Consider the following 17,038-nt stretch of genomic DNA (forward strand, 5'->3'; position numbering starts at 1 on the left):
CGGTCAGCAAAGCGTCTGTCATCCTGAACGAGCGAGCTTGCGAGCGACGTGAAGGATCTCCCAACCGTGACGGTCAGCGGGTGAGATCCTTCGCTGCGCTCAGGATGACATGGGGAGTTGCGTTTTTTACTCCATCGCAGCGGCGCGCGTCAGCCGGTATGCTTCCACGATCCACGATCCACGATCCACGATCCACGATCCACGACCTCGGAGTTCCCATGAGCACCGATGCCCTGGCCACCGAGCTGCTCGACGCGCTCGACCGCAACGTGCTGATTCAGACGCCCTTCACCGACCGCGATCCCGCCTTCGACAACGCCCAGGCCTACGAGGTCAACGCCGAGCTGTTCCGGCGGCGGGTGGCGCGCGGCGAGCGCCCCGTTGGCCGCAAGATCGGGTTCACCAACCGGACGATCTGGCCGGAGTACGGCGTCTACACCCCGATGTGGGCGCACATGTACGACTCGACCGTCCGCGAGGTCGGGGCCGGGCCGTGCACCCAGCGGATCGGCCGCCTGGCCCAGCCGCGCATCGAGCCGGAGATCCTGTTCCACTTCAGGAGCGCACCGTCCGCCGACGCGTCGGAGCGCGAGCTGCTGGCGAGCATCGACTGGGTCGCCCACAGCATCGAGCTGGTGCAGAGCCACTTTCCAGACTGGAAGTTCAAGGCGGCTGACACGGCAGCGGCGTTCGGGCTGCACGGCGCGCTGATCTACGGGCCGCGGCACCGCATCGCGGATCTCGGCGATCCCGACGCGCTGGTGCAGGCGCTGCGGACGTTCAGGATCACCCTCTCGAAGAACGGCGAGGCCGTGGCGGCGGGGGGAGGCTTCAACGTGCTGGACTCGCCGCTGCTGGCGCTCAAGCACCTGCTGACGGTCCTGCGAGATCAGCCACAGTTCGAGCCGGTCCAGGCTGGCGAGATCGTGACCACCGGCACGCTGACGGCCGCGATGCCGGTCCAGCCGGGAGAGACCTGGAGCACCTCGTTCGACGGCCTCGGCGTGACGCCGCTGACGGTGACCTTCACCACGTAGGAGGGTGTCGCGCGCAGCGTAGGAGGGTGTCGCGCGCAGCGGGTCGGCGGGCAGCCTCGGCGGGGCTGATGAAGATTCACGCGAGGCCCACGCATGCTGCGCTCACCCCAAGGCCCTCACCGCCTGCCCCAGCATCACAGGCCGGCCGCCGACTTCACCGCGTTGAACCCGTTGACCCGCTTGACGTTCGAGCCGCCGTTCGCCGACGACACGTTGTCCGCCGTGCTCTGGATGATCGCCTGCACCTGGGCCGGGCTGGCGTCGCGACGGACGCCGCGGATCAGCGCGGCCTCACCAGCCACCAGCGGCGTCGCGTACGAGGCGCCCGAGCCAATCGCCCACGCGGATGTGCTGACACCGCGCGCCAGAAACCCACATCCTGATCTGAGGAACCGGCTATCCTTGTCAGTGACACCCTGGGATTCGCAGCACGCGGCGCCAGACACGATGCGGTCGTCTCGCCGGCACATAAGGAGGACGCGATGCCTTATCTGGTGGTTCGGAAGACGGATGGCGAGCGCACGGTGATCCCGTATCTGACGCCTGATGCCGCGCGCGAGGGGCTGGCGGGGATGCGCACGTCCCTGGCCGTCGGCGGCTGGAAGGTGGTTGCCGAGGAGCCGAACCGCTCGCTGGTGGCCCGCTCCGGCGACATCCTGGCGACGGTCCAGGTCCGCCACGGCTTCCCGCCGCCCGAGGCCCACATGCCGACCATCGTTCCTCCGCAGACCGTCGCGCCGGCGTCGGCCGCCCCGGCCTGGCTGCGGCATGGGCGGATGCTGGCGGTGGCGGCCGTCGCGCTGGTGCTCTCGATGGGCGCGCTCGGCGGGCTGGGGGCGCAGCAGCTCCAGCAGGCGTTCGCGGCCGACAAGGAGCACGAGTTCAAGGGGTTTGTCGAGGCGATGCCGGCGGACGGCCTGCTCGGCGAGTGGCAGGTCGGCGGGCGCATCGTCCGCGTCACCGATCTGACGGAGATCGATCAGAAGGATGCACGCGTCGCCCTCGGAGCGCGTGTCGAGGTGGAAGGCCGTCTGCTGGCGGATGGCAGCGTCGAGGCCTCGGAGATCGAGGGCGAGTAACCCCCCCGGAGGCCCTCAGCCAGCCCCGGTCCGTCGCCCGAGCGAAGTGAGCGTGCTCACTCCCGTCATCCCGAGCGAAGTGACCGCCTCGGCAGGCTCGGGGCGGGGCTTGCGACCTTTCACCCCGTCATCCCGAGCGACGTGAGCTTGCGAACGCAGTCGAGGGATCCTTCCCCATCGTGGTGGTCGTGCCTCGCGTAGCTTGCCCTGAGCGTGCCGAATGGGGTCGGGATGACAAGGCGGGGATGCTCGTGCCTCAAGGGCGCCTGGCTGCTGACCTCGTCGGGCGATGTGCGGCGGGCGTCCGTCTCGGCTGCGCCCGATCACCAGCTACCTGGCCGTCGCGGTGATCTCCTGCTGGCTGAAGCCGAGGCTGAGCGCGTGGGAGATGGGGCGGCTGAGCAGCCCGTGGATGATGGTGCGGCGCTCGCCGGGGACCTCGGGGACGCCGTTGGCGAGATCGGCCACGAAGACGCCACGGCCGGCCTGCCCCACCAGGATACCGAGATCCTGAAGCTCGGCGCAGGCGCGACGGAGCGAGCGCACGCCACACTGACCGTCGCTCGATTCGATGGATAGGCGTCGCGTGCCAGGAGCGTCACGGCAGGATCAGCAGCGGCTTCGCCTGGTCTTCGCGGGTGATCAGGTCCAGCAGGATCGGGTAGACCAGATCGACGCGCTGCTTCGGGTTGTTCGGGTCGATCAGGTCGTGTTCGAGCTGCTGCGCCTTGTCGAACTCGTAGTACTCGACGCGCCGCAGCCCGCGCGACTGCCAGATCGAGACGAGCTGCCGCGTCAGTTGATTGCTGACGGCCATGTCGTTGGCGTTCGTCACCACCATCAGGTGCTGCGTCGCCGGCCGCTGCCGCACGGCGTCGCGGGCCGTCGCGACGCCGAGCCGCAGCACCTCCCCGAGCGCGCGTGTTGACCAGCCGACGTAGGCGTACGGCATGGCCCGCTCGGTGCGGCGGAAGTGGTGGGTCTCGACGTCTGGCAGGTGCAGCATCAGGTTCATGAAGACCAGTTGCAGCCACTCGCCGTACTGTCCGAACCCGAGTGACGGCGCGATCAGCACCGATTTGGTCACCTCTGGCCGGTGCTGCGAGACCCACGCTCCGACGATCCCGCCAGCCGAGAGGCCCACGAACGTCACGCGCTCGCCCAGGCCGGCGGCGATGTCCACCACCCGGTCCGCGAAGTCGCGCAGCTCCTCGGCGCGCAGGCGTTTCGGCTCGGTGGTCATGCGATCCGCCAGGCCGTGGCGTGGCATGCGCGGCAGCAAGACGTTGCAGCCGCGCGCGTAGAGCAGCTCGGCGAACGGTGCCCACTGCTGCGGACAGTTTGTCAGGCCGTGCACCAGGATGACGGCGTGCTCGGTGCGCCGGCCGTGCAGGAGCCCGCGCGTGCGGCAGACCGGGCTGATCGAGCCGTCGTCCAGGAACTCCATCCGCAGCATGCGTTCGAGGGCGCCGGCGTAGTCAGTGGCGGGGTCCGGGTGAGGTTGGAGGCCGCGCACCTTCCAGCGGCTGAGCCAGGAGAGGCCGGCTGCGCCGCCGACGGTCGCGGCGCCGGCCACGAAGGCGGCGTTCCAGGCCCAGTTGCCCGCCCGGCGGGCTGCCGCGCTGGAGAGCGCGAGCTGCATATCGCTTTCCCTCCACACGCCGACGCTGGCTGTCACAGCATGCCACGCCAGCAGCACATCGTACAGCAGCCGGCGTCACAGGCTACGCACGGACACGCCGGAGGACACGGACGCGCGGCAGCCTCAGCCGCTCTCCGCCACCTGCCGCGCATGCTCCACCTGGACCGGGTCCGCGCAGAGGATCAGGATGTCGTCCTCCACCAGCACGCGGTCCGGCGGCGGGTTGAAGATGTGGTGACGGTCGCCGGCCGCCCGCATCGCGAACACGATGGTGCCGGTGCGGGCCTGCATGTCGAGTGCGCCGAGCGTCTTGCCGGCCCCGCCCACGCCGACTCGCACCTCCTGCACCCGGATCGGGCTTGGCTCGCGGAGCATCGCGTCCAGGACGCTGACGACGTGGGGCCGCAGCATCTCCGAGGCGATCCGCAGCGCCCCGATCCGCGAGGTCGAGACGACGGCGTCCGCACCGACCTTCTGCAGGCGCGCGTTGGCGTCGTCGGCGATGACCCGCGTCACGATCCGCATGTTCGGGTTCAGATCGCGCGCCGTCAGCAGCGTGAACAGGTTGTCTTTGTCGGCCGGCATGCAGGCGGCCAGCCCGAACGCCTGCTCGACGCCGGCGTGCTTGAGCACCTCGACATCGGTCGCGTCGCCGGCGATGGTCAGGATGGTCGGATCGCGCTTGCGGAGCGTTTGCAGCCGGCCGTCGTCCAGCTCGATCACGACGAACGGCATCTCGGCCTTCGTCAGCTCCTCCGCGATGTGCCGCCCGGTCTGGCCGCCGCCGCAGACGATGACATGGTTCTTGAGGGCGCAGATCTGCCGTTCCATACGTCGGCGCTCCCAGACATCAGAGACGGTGCCCTCGACCCAGAGCGCCGTCATGGTGCTGAAGCCGTAGGCGACCACGCCCACGCCGGCCACGATCAGCACCATCGTGAACGCCCGGCCGGCCATCGACAACGGGTAGACCTCGCCGTAGCCGATGGTCGCCAGGGTGATGACGGTCATGTAGAGACCGTCGAAGAGGCTCCACCCTTCGATGACGACGTAGCCGAGTGTGCCGACGACGCCGACGACCATCAGCAGCAGCCAGACCTGCCCTACGCGCTGTTGGAGTGTCATCAGTCACCCCAGATTGCAGCCGCCCTCGCCGGGACCACACTGACCGTAAAGAGATGTCACCCCGACCGCGGCGAGGAACGAGCGGAGTGGAGGGATCTTCTCCTCTCGTGGCGTGGGGGAAGATCCCTCGACTCCACTCGCAAGCTCGTTCCGCTCGGGATGACGGGGTAGGAAGTCGCAAGCCCTGCCCTGCGCCTGTCGAATGGGTCGTTCCGCTCAGGATGACGGAAGCCTTCACCTGTGGCGTTGTCGTCGAGCATCGGGTGTTCGAGGTCTGCCTCCCCCAGCCATCCTGGAGACCGGTCAACCTTCAGCTTGCGCCGCAGGCCGGGTCCACATCCCCGGTCACGCTGTTCCCCTGCACCGTCAGCGTTCCCGGATTGTCGCCGCAGCGCAGCTCGCCGCCAATCGTGTTCTCGGTGATCTCGATCCCGTCGCCGTTGCTCGTCAGCAGCAGCGCCCCGCCTATCGTCGTCTTGTTGACGGTCACGCCGCCGGCCGTCCCGACGACGGTCAGCGAGCCGGCCACGTCGCTCGTCCGCACCGCGACGGGGCCGCCGCCTTCGGCCAGCAGCTCGCCCATCAGCCGCGAGCCGTCAATCGTGATGGCCTGGCCGCCCTCGGACTTGACGTTCCCCGCCACTGTCGTGCCCATCAGTTGCAGCGTGCCGCCGGGCTTCACCTCGATGTTCCCGAAGTGCTGGGCGTTCTCCAGCGAGCAGGTCACCCCTGGCGGCACGATCAGGTCGCCGGCCGTGGCCGAGCCGAGCGCCGGCTGGACGCGCGGCACGTTGACGACGATCGGGCCGCTCCGGGCCAGCGGCGGACAGCCCCCCTGCATCTCCGCCGTCCTCGGCCACAGGGCGCCGGCAACCGCCATCAGGCAGACCAGCAGCAGTCGGTACGCAACCTGTCGTTTCCCGTTCATGGTCATGATCCGTTCTCTCCGCGCACGCTTCTACAGCCGGCCGCGCTCGCCATGTCTGCCTGCGGGGCTGCCCGCGGGCGCTCGCTCCGCCGCCTCCCGGACCCGCAGCACCTTGTAGACGGCCACGGGCGTCACCCGGCCTTTGACGTAGATCGAGCCGAGGCCTTCGACCTCCACGTCGTCGTGCACCAGCTGGTAGGTGTCGTCGGTGATGAGCACCTCGCCGGCCCGCGCCTCGCCCTCCAGCCGCGCGGCGACGTTCACCACGTCCCCGATGGCCGTGTAGCTCTTGACGTCGGGCGACCCGATCATCCCGACGATACCCGATCCAGTGTTGATGCCGATGCCGAACGACGCCCGATGCCCTTCTGGGGCGGGCCGCTCGGCAAACCGCTTCTGCATCGCCAGGGCCGCCCTGACGGCCTGGAGGGCGTGGTTCTCCAGCGGCGCGGGCGCGCCGAACAGCGCCATGACGGCGTCGCCGATGTACTTGTCGATGCTGCCCTTGTGCTCCAGGATCACGTCGGTGGCCGCCCCGAGGTAGCCGTTCAGGATCTCGACCACGTCCTCGGGCGGCAACCGCTCAGACAGGCCCGTGAAGCCGCGAATGTCCGCGAACATGATCGTCAGCGTGCGGCGGTCGCCCCCGAACCCGGAGCCTTCCCCGCCGATCCGCAGGACTTCCTGCAGCACGTCTGGCGACATCATCCCGCCGAAGATCCGCATGATCCGCTCGCGCTCGGCGCCGGCCTCGCGCCGCTCCCGTTCGAGCCGCGCCAGGAAGGTCCGGTCTTCGAGCGCCAGCACGTAGCCGACCGTCCCGCCGGCGTCGTCCTTGAGCGGCGAGAGGCGGTGTTCGAAGTGGACGTAGCCGCGCCCGCGCAGCTCGCCCACCATGTCGAAGCCCTGGATCGTCACGCCGGGATCGTCGCCGGAGCCGGCGAACGGCGCGCCGAGGGCCAGCATGAAGCGCGGTGGCAAGATGCTGCCGAGCGGCGTCCCGACCACGGCGGATGGATCCACCAGCAGCATCTCGGCGGCGGCGCGGTTGCAACTGGTGATGACGCCCTCGCGGTCAACTGCGATGATCCCGCTGCTGACACTCCTGAGGATGCGGTCCTGGGCCGTCTGCAGCGAGCCGATCTGGCGGACCTGCTGCTCGTAGCGCGCCCGCAGCTGGGCGCTGTCGATAGCCGCCGCGCTGAGGCTGGCGAACGTCGTCAGCAGGTCGAGATCCACCAGCGTGAACGCCGTGCCCACGCTCGGGGCGTCGGCGTAGAGCGCCCCGATGCAGCGCTCGCCAGCGACCAGCGGCACACACAGCGCCGCACCCTGACCCAGATCGTGACCCGAGCCATGACCGGCGTGATGGCCGTGACCGTGCCCGTTGGCCGAGACCTGGACCCCCAGCCCGGGATCGGCCACGACGGCGTCGCCGGCCAGGATCGGCTGGCCGCTCTGGAGCACCTGCTCGACCAGCCGCGCGGGAGTGCTGTGGTCGGCATCGGGGCGTGCGTCCAGGTCGGCAGCCAGGTCGGCGGCCGTCAGCCCGCGTCCGGCCGCGAAGACCGGGCGGGCGGCCGGCTCGTCCGCGAGCAGGATGGCGGCCCGCCGCGCCTCGGCCACCGCGAGCGCGCCGGCCAGGATGGCGTCCAGCGTCTCGGCGAGGCCGGGGTGCGAGCCGATCCACCGCGCCGCCGTCGAGAGCACGGCCAGCCGGCTGACCGGCGGCTCAGGATGCATGCCCGAGGCTGCGTGGCCCCTCGTCGCCGGCATCGCGCCGCCCAGGCCCGCCGCTGACGGACGGCCGGACGGGCCGGTAGACAGGTTGGAAGCCGGGTGGGCAGACGAGTCAATCGGCCAGGGCGACGCCGGTGGCAACGGGGGCGACGTGCTGGACAGCGGAGGCGCCATCGTGGTGGCCTGCCCGGTGCCCCACTCGCGTCCCTCATGTTCCGGGAGCGCCGCGATCTCCACGATCCCGACGGTGATGTTGTCGGTGCCGCCGCGCTGGTTTGCCAGCTCCAGGAGACGGTGCGCTGTCATCCGCGGGTCGCCCTGGCTGCCGATCCGCAGCAGCTCGGCGTCCGCGACGTGCCGGAACAGCCCGTCCGAGCAGAGCAGCAGCCGGTCGCCAGCCATCAGCCGCTCGTGGAAGAGGTCTGGCTGGACGGTCGGCCGGTTCCCCAGGCAGCGCAGCAGCGTGTGGCGGCCGGGATGGTGCTCGGCCTCGTCGGGGCGCAGCCGCCCGAGCCGGACCTCCTCGGCGGCGAGGGTGTGGTCCCGGGTGATCTGGCGGATCGTGCCCGCCCGCAGCAGGTACGCTCGGCAGTCGCCGGCCGCGAGGATCCAGGTCTCACCATCGCGCAGCACCGCCGCCACGACGGTCGTGGCCCACCGCTTCTCGGCGGGCCGCGCCTGCTGCCCAAGCTCCCAGAGCCGCTGGTTGGCCTGCTGGGCCGCCGTCTGAAGCGTCGCGCCGTAGTCCTGCCCCGAGTGGTCCCAGCCGGCCCGCAGGAACGTCTCGACGGCCAGCCGGGCGGCGTCGCGGCCGGTCCCATGCTGGCTGAGGCCGTCCGCCACGATCCAGACGGAAGGATGTCCGGCGGCCTCGCCGGCCTCGTCGGGATCGAGCGAGCCGCACCAGTCCTCGTTGACGGGGCGCAGCCGGCCAGGATCGGAGACGATTGCGCCGCGTGCCTGGAAGGTTGTCAGGGCGAACATCTGCGTACCACCAATCGCCAAGCCGCACGAGCAGAAGTGCTATCGGAGGGCCCTCACCCGCCAGCCCCCTCCGCTGCGCGGCACGCCGTCATGGCTCATACCGGCCTCCCGATGGTCGTCGGGCGGGGGGCCGGCGTCGGCGTGTAGGACGCCAGCCGCTGCCGCGCCTCTGGCCGCCCGGGGATCACGTTCTGGGCGCGGGTCAGCACCGGGAACGCGCCGTTGCGGTCGCCGGCCGCGATGAGCCGGTCAGCTTTCGCGATCAGCAGCGCGTACAGTTTCTCGCGGGTGTCGCGGAAGCCGGCGTCCACCTGCATGATCGCTTCGAGCGCGGCGATGGCCGCCTCGTCGTCGCGGCCCCAGGCGGCCTCCATCCGGGCGTAGTGGCGGGCCAGCGTCACCTGCTGCTGGCCGCTCAGGGCGTCGCCGTCGTTCGGCGCGAGCCGCAACGCCTGCTCGAAGCGGGCGGCGCTCTCGTCGAGGCGGCCGGCCTCCAGCAACCGGCTTCCGTGCGCCACGTAGAGCTTGCGAAGCGTCTCGTGGATGTCGTCCATCACCGCGCCATCAACCTGCACCTCGGGATCCCCGAGCATCGTCTCCAGGCGGGAGATCGCGCCGGTCAGGTCGCCGCCTTCAGCCGCCTGCTGGGCCTGCACGACGCGGTCGCCGGGCGGGATCGAGGTCGGGGTGGGCACGGCGGCCGGCAGGGGTGTGGGTACAGCAGTGGGTGGGGACGTGGGGGCGGCAGCCGGTGCGGCGACAGTCTGCGACGCAGACGGCGTGGCTGGGACAGGGGTTGTCTGCTCTTCCACGGCCGGCGCGGGCGTCGCCATCGTCGTGCCCACCGTGCTCACCGCGACGGGCGTCCCCGGGCCAACCATCCGTTCGAGCAGGCCCACCTGATGCAGCACCAGCAGCCCGCCGAACAGCACCACGATCAGCACGATGACCAGCGCAAACGCCACCAGCCAGGAGTTGACGAGCGGCGCGCGCCGGCCGTCCACGGGGAAGCCGGTCGGCGTCATCACGTCCGCGCCGTACAGCATGACCGGCCCCGTCGGGATGCTGCCAGGGTAGCTGGCAGCCTGGGCCGGCAGTGGGGAGGGGGCTGGGGCCGGGGTGTAGGCCGGCGCGGTACTCGGCGGGCCGGCCTGGACCGGGGGCGGCGTTGCCGTCACGACGGCCCGCGGCTGGTACGCGGGCAGCGACGGCGGATAGCCCGGGGGCTGGCAGCTCTCGGGTTGGTAGCTCGTCGGCTGCTGGTAGCCCTGCGGCAGCGGCCCGGCCACCGGCGGCCACGCCGAGACGGGCGAGGCTGCCGCTGCTGGCGTCCCCCAGGCCGGGGCCGGCGCTTGATTCGGAGACGGCGTCTGGCGGGGCGGTGGCGCTGGCGTGGCGACCGTCGGCTCGTAGAGGCTCGTCTCGCCTGCGCCTGCGCCTGCTGCCGCCTCATGGCCGGCCGGCGACGTGCCGGTCAACGCATCGCGCGTGGCGTCCACCAGCGCACGCGCCGTCTGGTAGCGGGCGGCGGGATCCTTCGCCATCGCGCGGGCCACCACACCGTTGAGGGCACGCGGCAACCCCGGCCGGACCGTGTCGAGCGGGGGCGGAGGCTCGTGGACGTGCATGAACAAGAGCGAGGGCGTCGTGTCGGCGCTGAACGGCGGCCGGCCGCTCAGCATCTCGTGGAGCATCACGCCGAGGGCGTAGAGGTCGGAGCGCTTGTCCACGCTGCCGCCCCGCGCCTGCTCCGGCGACATGTACTGCGGCGTGCCGATGACCATCCGCGCCGAGGTCAGGTTGCTCTGGCCGCCGGCCCGGGCGATGCCGAAGTCGGTCAGCGTGAGCACGTCGCCCGGCTCCACCATGATGTTGGCCGGTTTGATGTCCCGGTGCAGCACGCCGTGTTCGTGGGCGAAGTCGAGCGCGCCGGCGATCTGCTCCAACATCGACAGGGCACGCCGCGGATCGAGCGGACCCTCGCGGTGCAGCAGTTGGGAGAGGCTCTCCCCCTCGATGTAGCGCATCGCGATGTAGTGGGAGCCTTCAGCCTGCCCCACGTCGTAGATGGTGACGATGTGATCGTGCCGGAGGTTCGCGGCGATGCGCGCCTCGCGCAAGAAGCGTTGCACGATTATGTCGTCCTGCGCGAGGGCCGGGTGCAGCAGCTTGAGGGCAACCTGACGCCGCAGTCCAAGCTGCTCGGCCAGGAAGACCGAGGCCATTCCGCCCTGCCCCAGGAGCTTGAGGACCTTGTAATGGCCGATCACCGTGCCGATCACCCTGCGCCTCCTTTCGAGAGACGGTGATGCCCGACGCCTCAGCAGCAGGGCATGCGGGCAGGCACGCTTCCACCATCACTGTGCGCCGAACGGGGGCCAGACGGTGCTGACGAGTGACACTACCTGTCCATGACAACCGTCCGTGCCCGGGGGCACGCGCACGCTCGGCCTGCCGGCAAGGAGAAATCCGCCGTCAGGCGCGCTGCAGCAGCCTCGCGATGGTTGCCAGCAGATCCTCGATGTCGAACGGCTTCGTGAGCGTCGCCGCCACATCCAGCTCGTCGGCGATGGCCCGGGCCTCGCGCGCCCCGGACAGCACCACCACCGGGATGCGGTCCCAGCCGCCTTCGAGCGCCCGCTGAGCCGTGCGGAACGCGCGCCCGTCCATCACCGGCATCATCAGATCCAGCACGATCAGGTCCGGCGTCCAGTCTTCCAGCACGTCGAGCGCATCCCGCCCGTGCAGCGCCCGACGGACCTCGTACCCCTCGTCGCGCAGGACGTCCGTCACGAACTGGGCGATGGATTCCTCATCCTCGACCACCAGTACCCGTCCGGCGCTACCCATCCGTCACCCCCGGCCCCCGCTGGGGATCGTCGTTCGCAGCCCGCTGCCCGGCGTCCGCTGCGTGCCGCTGGCTGCCGGATGGTGCGCCCGCTTCAGCTCGCGCAACAGCAACTCGGCATCGTACGGCCGATCTTCCACGATCGGGAGACGTAGGGCGGAGACGTTCGCCGCGCACGTCACAGACGCGCCGGTTGATTCAAGAGTGCCCAAGAGAGTCCCAGTTGGCGAACGGCTTCCGTGCTCATCTCGAAGCCAATACCGTTGTCCTGCACGAAGTAGGCCACCTCAGCGCTTTCGAGACGCCAGCCCACCGCGATGACGGCCGGCGCGCGGGTCCGGCCGAACTCGATCGCGTTCGACAGCAGATTGGCGAGGACCAGCCGAAGCATGCGCGGGTCACCCTCGGTCGGCAGCAGCGAGCGCCGGGCGCAGCCGGTCATCGCCACCGTCCTGGTCCGGCTCGATACGGCGCACAGGCCTGACCGAGGCGAGGGGGCCGGTACGCTCGGTCATGGGTGTCCCGGCGGCGGGAAGAAGGTCACGGGGTCAGTGACTCCGGGTGGTCTGGACGCACACAAGACGCAATGCGCGGGCATGACGCGCGCGTCTTGGAGAACCTCAGGCGGACAGGGGCGCTGGCTGACAGCCTTCGATGACGCGCTCGATTGACTCAAGCAGGATGTCGAGGTCGAATGGTTTCACGAGACAGCCCGTGCAGCCGTCGCCGGAGGCGGAGAGGTACGCCTGCCCGTCTTTGGGCGCGGCGGTCAGCATCAGCACCGGCAGGCGGGCGGTTCGCTCACTGGCGCGCAGCTTCTCGAGGCACTGCCAGCCGGACATGCCCGGCAACCGTCCGTCCAGAATCATCACGTCTGGCACGGACTGGCCCAGGTGGGCCAGGGCGTCTTCGGCTGACGCGCACGTCCGGACGTCGTACCCCTCGTCACTCAGGAACGCTTCTACGACGTCTCGAATCTGTGGGACGTCATCCACCAGGAGGATAGTAGGCATCAGCGGCTCCTCACGGGCTCACTCCTCTCGCATAAACCGTGCCGAAGGCATGTCTCACCGAGACGTCCACATCCGGCACGGTTTATGCATAAGGGCTGCCGATTTGCGGCGCGGTCCTGTTCCGAGAGAGCACCCTGACGGCAGAATCGTGCGCCTCACGATGAGGCACGGGAGAGGGAAAGGGAGAAGGAGTGGGAGTGGGAGTGGGGCGCACCATACAGCCTGAGGTCAGCGACGATGCACCGCCAGTCGCCCACAGCGTCCTGGCCGGCGGCGGGGAGATGGGCGCGCGCATGCGGGCGTTTGATTGGGCCGCCACACCGCTCGGGCCGGTCGAGCGCTGGCCGCAGGCGCTCAAGACCGCGACCCGCATCCTGCTGACCTCGCGCCAGCCGATGTTCGTGTGGTGGGGCGACGAGCTGACCAACATCTACAACGATGCCTACCGCACCGTCCTGGGTGGCAAGCACCCGGGCGCCCTGGGCCGTCCGGCCAGCGAGGTCTGGCGCGAGATCTGGCCGCAGATCGAGCCGCGCGCGGTTGCCGCGCTGGGCGGCCTCGAAGGCACCTTCGACGAGTCGCTCCTGCTGATCATGGAGCGGAACGGCTACCAGGAGGAGACGTACTACACGTTCTCCTACAGCCCGGTCCCCAACGACGAGGGCGGCGTCGGCGGCATCTTCTGCGCCAACAACGAGGATACCCAGCGGATCATCGGGCAGCGTCAGTTGAGCCTGCTGCGCGAGCTGGCCGCCGCCACTGCCGACGCCCGCACCATCGACGCGGCCTGCACCCTCAGCGCGCGCGGCCTCGCGGCCAACCCGCACGACTTGCCGTTCGCCCTGCTCTACCTCGTCGACCGCGACGGCGAGCGCGCCGTGCTGGCCGGGGCGGCCGGCATCGAGCCTGGACACCCGGCCGCGCCGCACGCGCTGCCACTGACCGCCAGCACGCCGCCCGCGGCGGATGGCACGTCCCTGGCTGCAGGCGGCGTCCGCTGGCCCCTCGGCGAGGTTGCCAGGACCGGCGAGCCGGCCCACCTGATCGATCTCGATGGGTGGGCCGGCATCCTCCCGACAGGCGCCTGGGACCGCCCGCCCTGCCAGGCGGTTGCCTTGCCCGTGACCTCTTCCGGGCGGGCTGGCGTGGCCGGCGTCCTGGTCGCCGGGCTCAACCCGTACCGTCAGTACGACGACACCTACCGAGGCTTCCTCGATCTGGTGGTGGGGCAGATCGCCGCCAGCATGGCGACTGCCCAGGCCTACGAGGACGAGCGCCGCCGCGCCGAAGCCCTGGCGGAGCTGGACCGTGCCAAGACCGTCTTCTTCTCGAACGTCTCCCACGAGTTCCGCACGCCGCTCACCCTCCTGCTCGGCCCGACCGAGGACGCCCTGGCCGACGATCTCCAGCCGCTCCCGCCAGCGCAGCGGGAACGGCTCGAAGTCGCTCGGCGCAACGCCCGCCGCCTGCTGCGGCTGGTCAACACCCTGCTCGATTTCTCGCGCATCGAGGCCGGGCGCGTGCAGGCATCGTATGAGGCAACGAATCTGCCGGCCTTCTCCGCCGATCTGGCCTCCAACTTCCGGTCCGCCGTGGAGCGTGCCAGCCTCACCCTGGTGGTGGACTGCCCGCCACTGCCGGCCGGGGTCACCGCCTACGTGGACCGCGAGATGTGGGAGAAGATCGTCCTCAACCTGATCTCGAACGCCTTCAAGTTCACCTTCGCGGGCAGCATCGCGGTCTCGCTGCGGGTGCGGGGCGACCACGTCGAGCTACAGGTTGCGGACACCGGCACCGGTATCGCCGCCGACGAGCTGCCGAGGGTGTTCGAGCGGTTTCACCGGGTCCACGGTGCGCGGGGCCGGACCCACGAAGGCAGCGGCATCGGGCTGGCGCTCGTGCGAGAGCTGGTGCAGTTGCATGGTGGGACCATCAGCGTCGAGAGCGTGCTGGACCGTGGGACGACGTTCACCGTCACCCTGCCGCTCGGGAAGGAGCACCTGCCGGCCGACCGGATCGGCGTGGCCCGCACGGTCGACTCGACAGCCACGGGCGCAGCGCCGTTCATCGAGGAGGCGATGCACTGGCTGCCGGATGCGCCCTCAGTGGACGACGAGCGGGGCTGGCTCGACGTGCTGGCGTCGGATGCGCCGGCGCTCCGCGCGCCACCGCTCCGCGCGCCGCTGCCAGGCCAGCGGGTCGGCCCGCGCATCCGCGTGCTGCTGGCCGACGACAACCGCGACATGCGGGAGTACGTGACGCGGCTGCTCCAGGGGTTCTACCAGGTCGAGGCGGTGGCGGATGGCGAGGCGGCCCTGCATGCCGCGCGCGCCCGGCGGCCGGGCCTCGTGCTGTCCGACGTGATGATGCCCCGCATGGACGGCTTCGAGCTGGTAGCGGCGCTCCGGGCTGACCCGGCTACCCGCGAGATCCCGATCCTGCTGCTCTCGGCGCGGGCCGGCGAGGAGGCCCGCATCGAGGGCCTGCAAGGCGGCGCGGACGACTACCTGACCAAGCCGTTTTCGGCGCGCGAGCTGCTGGCGCGGGTCGAAACGCAGGTTCAGCTCTCCTTGCTGCGCACCGAGTCCGTGCGCCAGGAGCGCGCCGCCCGCTCTCAGCTTGAGCGGCTGCTGGAGCAGGCGCCAGCCGCCATGTGCCTGCTGGACGGCCCGGACCACGTCTACACCCTGGCGAACGCCCGCTACGTCGAGCTCGTTGGCGACCGCGACGTCATGGGAAAGTCCATCCGTGATGCCCTGCCGGAGCTGGAGGGTCAGGGGATCATCGAGCTGCTGGACCGGGTGTACCAGACGGGCGAGCCGTACGTGGCGAGCGAGCTGCCGGCCCAGCTCGCGGTGGGCGAGGGCGGGGCGCTGAAGACGATCTACTTCAACCTCGTGTACGCGCCCGTGCGGACGGTCGATGGCGCGGTGGAGAGCGTGTTCGTGCATGCCTACGACGTGACGGCGCAGGTCGAGGCGCGGCAGGTTGCCGAAGAGGCGGTGCGGATCCGCGACGAGTTTCTCTCCATCGCCTCCCACGAGCTGCGGAACCCGGTGGCGGGCCTCAAAGGGACGGCCCAGCTGGCCCGTCGCAGCCAGCGCACCGGCCGCCTGGATGCCGAGCGTCTCGAACGGTATCTCTCCTCTATCGAGTCCGGGGCGGGGCGGCTTGCGACGCTCACCGAAGACCTGCTCGACGTGTCACGGCTGCAGCGCGGTGAGCTGCCCCTGCGCCGGCGGCGCATCGACCTGGCGGCCCTGGTGCGGGAGTCGGTGGCGCGGCAGCCACTGGATCCGGCTCAGGTGGTCCGCCTGCAGGTCACGGAAGGCCTCCCGCGGGCCTTCCTCGATCCTGACCGGGTCGAGCAGATCGCGACCAACCTGCTCGACAACGCCGCCAAGTACTCGCCGGACCGGGGTGAGATCCGCGTGACGCTCACATCCGAGGGCGACGGCGTGCTGCTGCTGGTCGAGGATCGTGGCATCGGGCTGCCGCCGGGCGCTGCCGAGCACATCTTCGAGCCGTTTGGACGGGCCCCGAACGCGCAGACCGCGAACATCCCTGGCCTCGGGCTGGGCCTCTACATCTGCCGGCAGATCGCGCAGCAGCACGGCGGCCGGCTCTGGGCTGAGAGCGCTGGCGAAGGCCAGGGCACGACGTTCGCACTGTGGCTGCCGCTGCACGCCGACGGTCAGGCCGACGGGGACGGGCTGGCCGAGCCGCCGAGCGCGCCTGACTGAGCCGCTGCGTAGGCCTGGACCGCTGCCACCTGCCCGGCCGTCTCGACAGACCCCGGCCGCACGCGCCGGATCTCCGCGATGGCCGCCTCAGCCGTCCGCCCCTGCGCCACGAGGTAGCAGGCCAGCACCGTGCCGGTCCGCCCGAGGCCGCCGCCGCAGTGCACGGCGACGCGCCGCCTCTCGGCCTGGGCCTGCCCGAGCGCCGCCACAGCCTGCTCGATCTGCTCGGCGCTCGGCGCGGTGAAGTCGCGAACCGGCAGGTGCAGCTCTGTCATGGCATGCTGGGCGAGCCGCTCCGGCCGGTGGGCGCGCTGGTGGAGGTTGACCAGCAGCGTGATGCCCTGGCCGGCAAGCGCCGCGAGCGCCGCCTCGCGTCGGGGATAGGCGCACGCCAGCACCCGACCATCCAGGACCCACGCACCCGCGTCCGCCAGCACGCCAGCCGCCCGCAGCAGCCTCCGCATGCGTTGCCACATGGCCCACAGGTTAGCACGCCAGTGGACGCCATCGCGGACGGAGATGCGGAGCCGTGCGCCGGCCACGACAGCACAGCAGCATGGTGCTGCCGGCGGGCCGCTCAGCCGGTCGGCCGCTCAGGCCGTGGAGTCGCCGCCGGCGGCCTCGTCCTCGTCTTCCATCAGGTAGGCCAGCTTGAACGCCAGCCGGTAGATGCTGTGCGGCTGGCTGACGACCTCAGTCAATTCCCAACCGTCCATCCCCAGCCGGTTGGCCACCACCGCGACGGTCGCCAGCGGGCCTTTCCGGGCCGAGTCTTCGGCCACCTGGCCGGTGCGGCCGGCGCTGTCTTTCCACCAGCCGCCGTGGGCGTAGACCTCGACCTGGAGCGTGTCGCCGACCTGCATCCTCACCACCTTCTCCGCCCACGGAACCCGACGTGA

General features: G+C 70.7%; 14 protein-coding genes and 1 pseudogene. 3 read left to right on the forward strand and 12 right to left on the reverse strand.

The annotated features are described in order from the left end of the window. The first annotated feature begins 218 nt into the window (after positions 1-218). Positions 219-1,037 (forward strand): hydratase, encoded by an 819-nt coding sequence (locus tag IT306_19620; GenBank protein ID MCC7370639.1) that lies wholly within the window; start codon positions 219-221, stop codon positions 1,035-1,037. A gap of 134 nt (positions 1,038-1,171) precedes the next feature. On the opposite strand, the gene IT306_19625 is transcribed toward IT306_19620, so the two are convergent. Then, positions 1,172-1,807: a S8 family serine peptidase gene (locus IT306_19625; protein MCC7370640.1), complete on the reverse strand. Its 636-nt coding sequence runs from the start codon at positions 1,805-1,807 to the stop codon at positions 1,172-1,174. A 15-nt stretch (positions 1,808-1,822) separates the two neighbouring features. Between IT306_19625 and IT306_19630 the strand changes: the two genes are divergently transcribed. Next, complete coding sequence (locus IT306_19630; protein MCC7370641.1) at positions 1,823-2,116, forward strand: hypothetical protein; 294 nt, start codon at positions 1,823-1,825, stop codon at positions 2,114-2,116. Positions 2,117-2,575: 459 nt separating this feature from the next. On the opposite strand, the pseudogene IT306_19635 reads toward IT306_19630, so the two are convergent. The 9 genes and pseudogenes from IT306_19635 to IT306_19675 form a co-directional block, all read right to left on the reverse strand. After that, positions 2,576-2,656 (reverse strand): annotated as a pseudogene (locus tag IT306_19635) (GntR family transcriptional regulator). A 58-nt stretch (positions 2,657-2,714) separates the two neighbouring features. Next, entirely contained in the window at positions 2,715-3,758 is a 1,044-nt protein-coding gene (locus IT306_19640) for an alpha/beta fold hydrolase (GenBank protein MCC7370642.1), read from the reverse strand. 123 nt (positions 3,759-3,881) lie between these two features. Next, positions 3,882-4,883 (reverse strand): potassium channel protein, encoded by a 1,002-nt coding sequence (locus IT306_19645; GenBank protein ID MCC7370643.1) that lies wholly within the window; start codon positions 4,881-4,883, stop codon positions 3,882-3,884. Between the two features lie 310 nt (positions 4,884-5,193). Further along, positions 5,194-5,817 carry a hypothetical protein gene (locus IT306_19650; GenBank protein MCC7370644.1) on the reverse strand — a complete coding sequence of 208 codons (624 nt, stop codon included), beginning with the start codon at positions 5,815-5,817 and terminating at the stop codon, positions 5,194-5,196. A gap of 24 nt (positions 5,818-5,841) precedes the next feature. Continuing rightward, positions 5,842-8,535 (reverse strand): protein phosphatase 2C domain-containing protein, encoded by a 2,694-nt coding sequence (locus tag IT306_19655; GenBank protein MCC7370645.1) that lies wholly within the window; start codon positions 8,533-8,535, stop codon positions 5,842-5,844. A 95-nt stretch (positions 8,536-8,630) separates the two neighbouring features. After that, entirely contained in the window at positions 8,631-10,817 is a 2,187-nt protein-coding gene (locus IT306_19660; GenBank protein MCC7370646.1) for a serine/threonine protein kinase, read from the reverse strand. Positions 10,818-11,010: 193 nt separating this feature from the next. Then, positions 11,011-11,385, reverse strand: coding sequence for a response regulator (locus IT306_19665; GenBank protein ID MCC7370647.1), 375 nt, complete (start codon positions 11,383-11,385; stop codon positions 11,011-11,013). A gap of 176 nt (positions 11,386-11,561) precedes the next feature. Continuing rightward, complete coding sequence (locus IT306_19670) at positions 11,562-11,831, reverse strand: hypothetical protein (GenBank protein ID MCC7370648.1); 270 nt, start codon at positions 11,829-11,831, stop codon at positions 11,562-11,564. A gap of 172 nt (positions 11,832-12,003) precedes the next feature. Next, a complete protein-coding gene (locus IT306_19675; GenBank protein ID MCC7370649.1) occupies positions 12,004-12,396 on the reverse strand; it encodes a response regulator in 393 nt (130 codons plus the stop codon). Positions 12,397-12,677: 281 nt separating this feature from the next. On the opposite strand from IT306_19675, the gene IT306_19680 reads away from it, so the two are divergent. Next, positions 12,678-16,139, forward strand: coding sequence for a response regulator (locus IT306_19680; protein MCC7370650.1), 3,462 nt, complete (start codon positions 12,678-12,680; stop codon positions 16,137-16,139). On the opposite strand, the gene IT306_19685 is transcribed toward IT306_19680, so the two are convergent. Together IT306_19685 and IT306_19690 are read right to left on the reverse strand one after the other, a co-directional pair. Then, positions 16,091-16,603 (reverse strand): dual specificity protein phosphatase family protein, encoded by a 513-nt coding sequence (locus IT306_19685; GenBank protein ID MCC7370651.1) that lies wholly within the window; start codon positions 16,601-16,603, stop codon positions 16,091-16,093. The two genes, IT306_19680 and IT306_19685, sit on opposite strands and share 49 nt — an antisense overlap. Positions 16,604-16,732: 129 nt before the next feature. Beyond that, complete coding sequence (locus IT306_19690) at positions 16,733-17,002, reverse strand: hypothetical protein (protein MCC7370652.1); 270 nt, start codon at positions 17,000-17,002, stop codon at positions 16,733-16,735. Positions 17,003-17,038: the final 36 nt, after the last annotated feature.

The organism is Chloroflexota bacterium, from assembly GCA_020850535.1.
Lineage (GTDB): Bacteria > Chloroflexota > UBA6077 > UBA6077 > JACCZL01 > JADZEM01.

Coding starts and splice junctions, on each gene's coding strand:
- IT306_19620 (MCC7370639.1), top strand. CDS start 219: ATGAGCACCGATGCCCTGGCCACCGAGCTGCTCGACGCGCTCGACCGC.
- IT306_19625 (MCC7370640.1), bottom strand. CDS start 1,807: ATGCCGCAGCCAGGCCGGGGCGGCCGACGCCGGCGCGACGGTCTGCGG.
- IT306_19640 (MCC7370642.1), bottom strand. CDS start 3,758: ATGCAGCTCGCGCTCTCCAGCGCGGCAGCCCGCCGGGCGGGCAACTGG.
- IT306_19645 (MCC7370643.1), bottom strand. CDS start 4,883: ATGACACTCCAACAGCGCGTAGGGCAGGTCTGGCTGCTGCTGATGGTC.
- IT306_19650 (MCC7370644.1), bottom strand. CDS start 5,817: ATGACCATGAACGGGAAACGACAGGTTGCGTACCGACTGCTGCTGGTC.
- IT306_19655 (MCC7370645.1), bottom strand. CDS start 8,535: ATGTTCGCCCTGACAACCTTCCAGGCACGCGGCGCAATCGTCTCCGAT.
- IT306_19665 (MCC7370647.1), bottom strand. CDS start 11,385: ATGGGTAGCGCCGGACGGGTACTGGTGGTCGAGGATGAGGAATCCATC.
- IT306_19675 (MCC7370649.1), bottom strand. CDS start 12,396: ATGCCTACTATCCTCCTGGTGGATGACGTCCCACAGATTCGAGACGTC.
- IT306_19680 (MCC7370650.1), top strand. CDS start 12,678: ATGGGCGCGCGCATGCGGGCGTTTGATTGGGCCGCCACACCGCTCGGG.
- IT306_19685 (MCC7370651.1), bottom strand. CDS start 16,603: ATGCGGAGGCTGCTGCGGGCGGCTGGCGTGCTGGCGGACGCGGGTGCG.
- IT306_19690 (MCC7370652.1), bottom strand. CDS start 17,002: ATGCAGGTCGGCGACACGCTCCAGGTCGAGGTCTACGCCCACGGCGGC.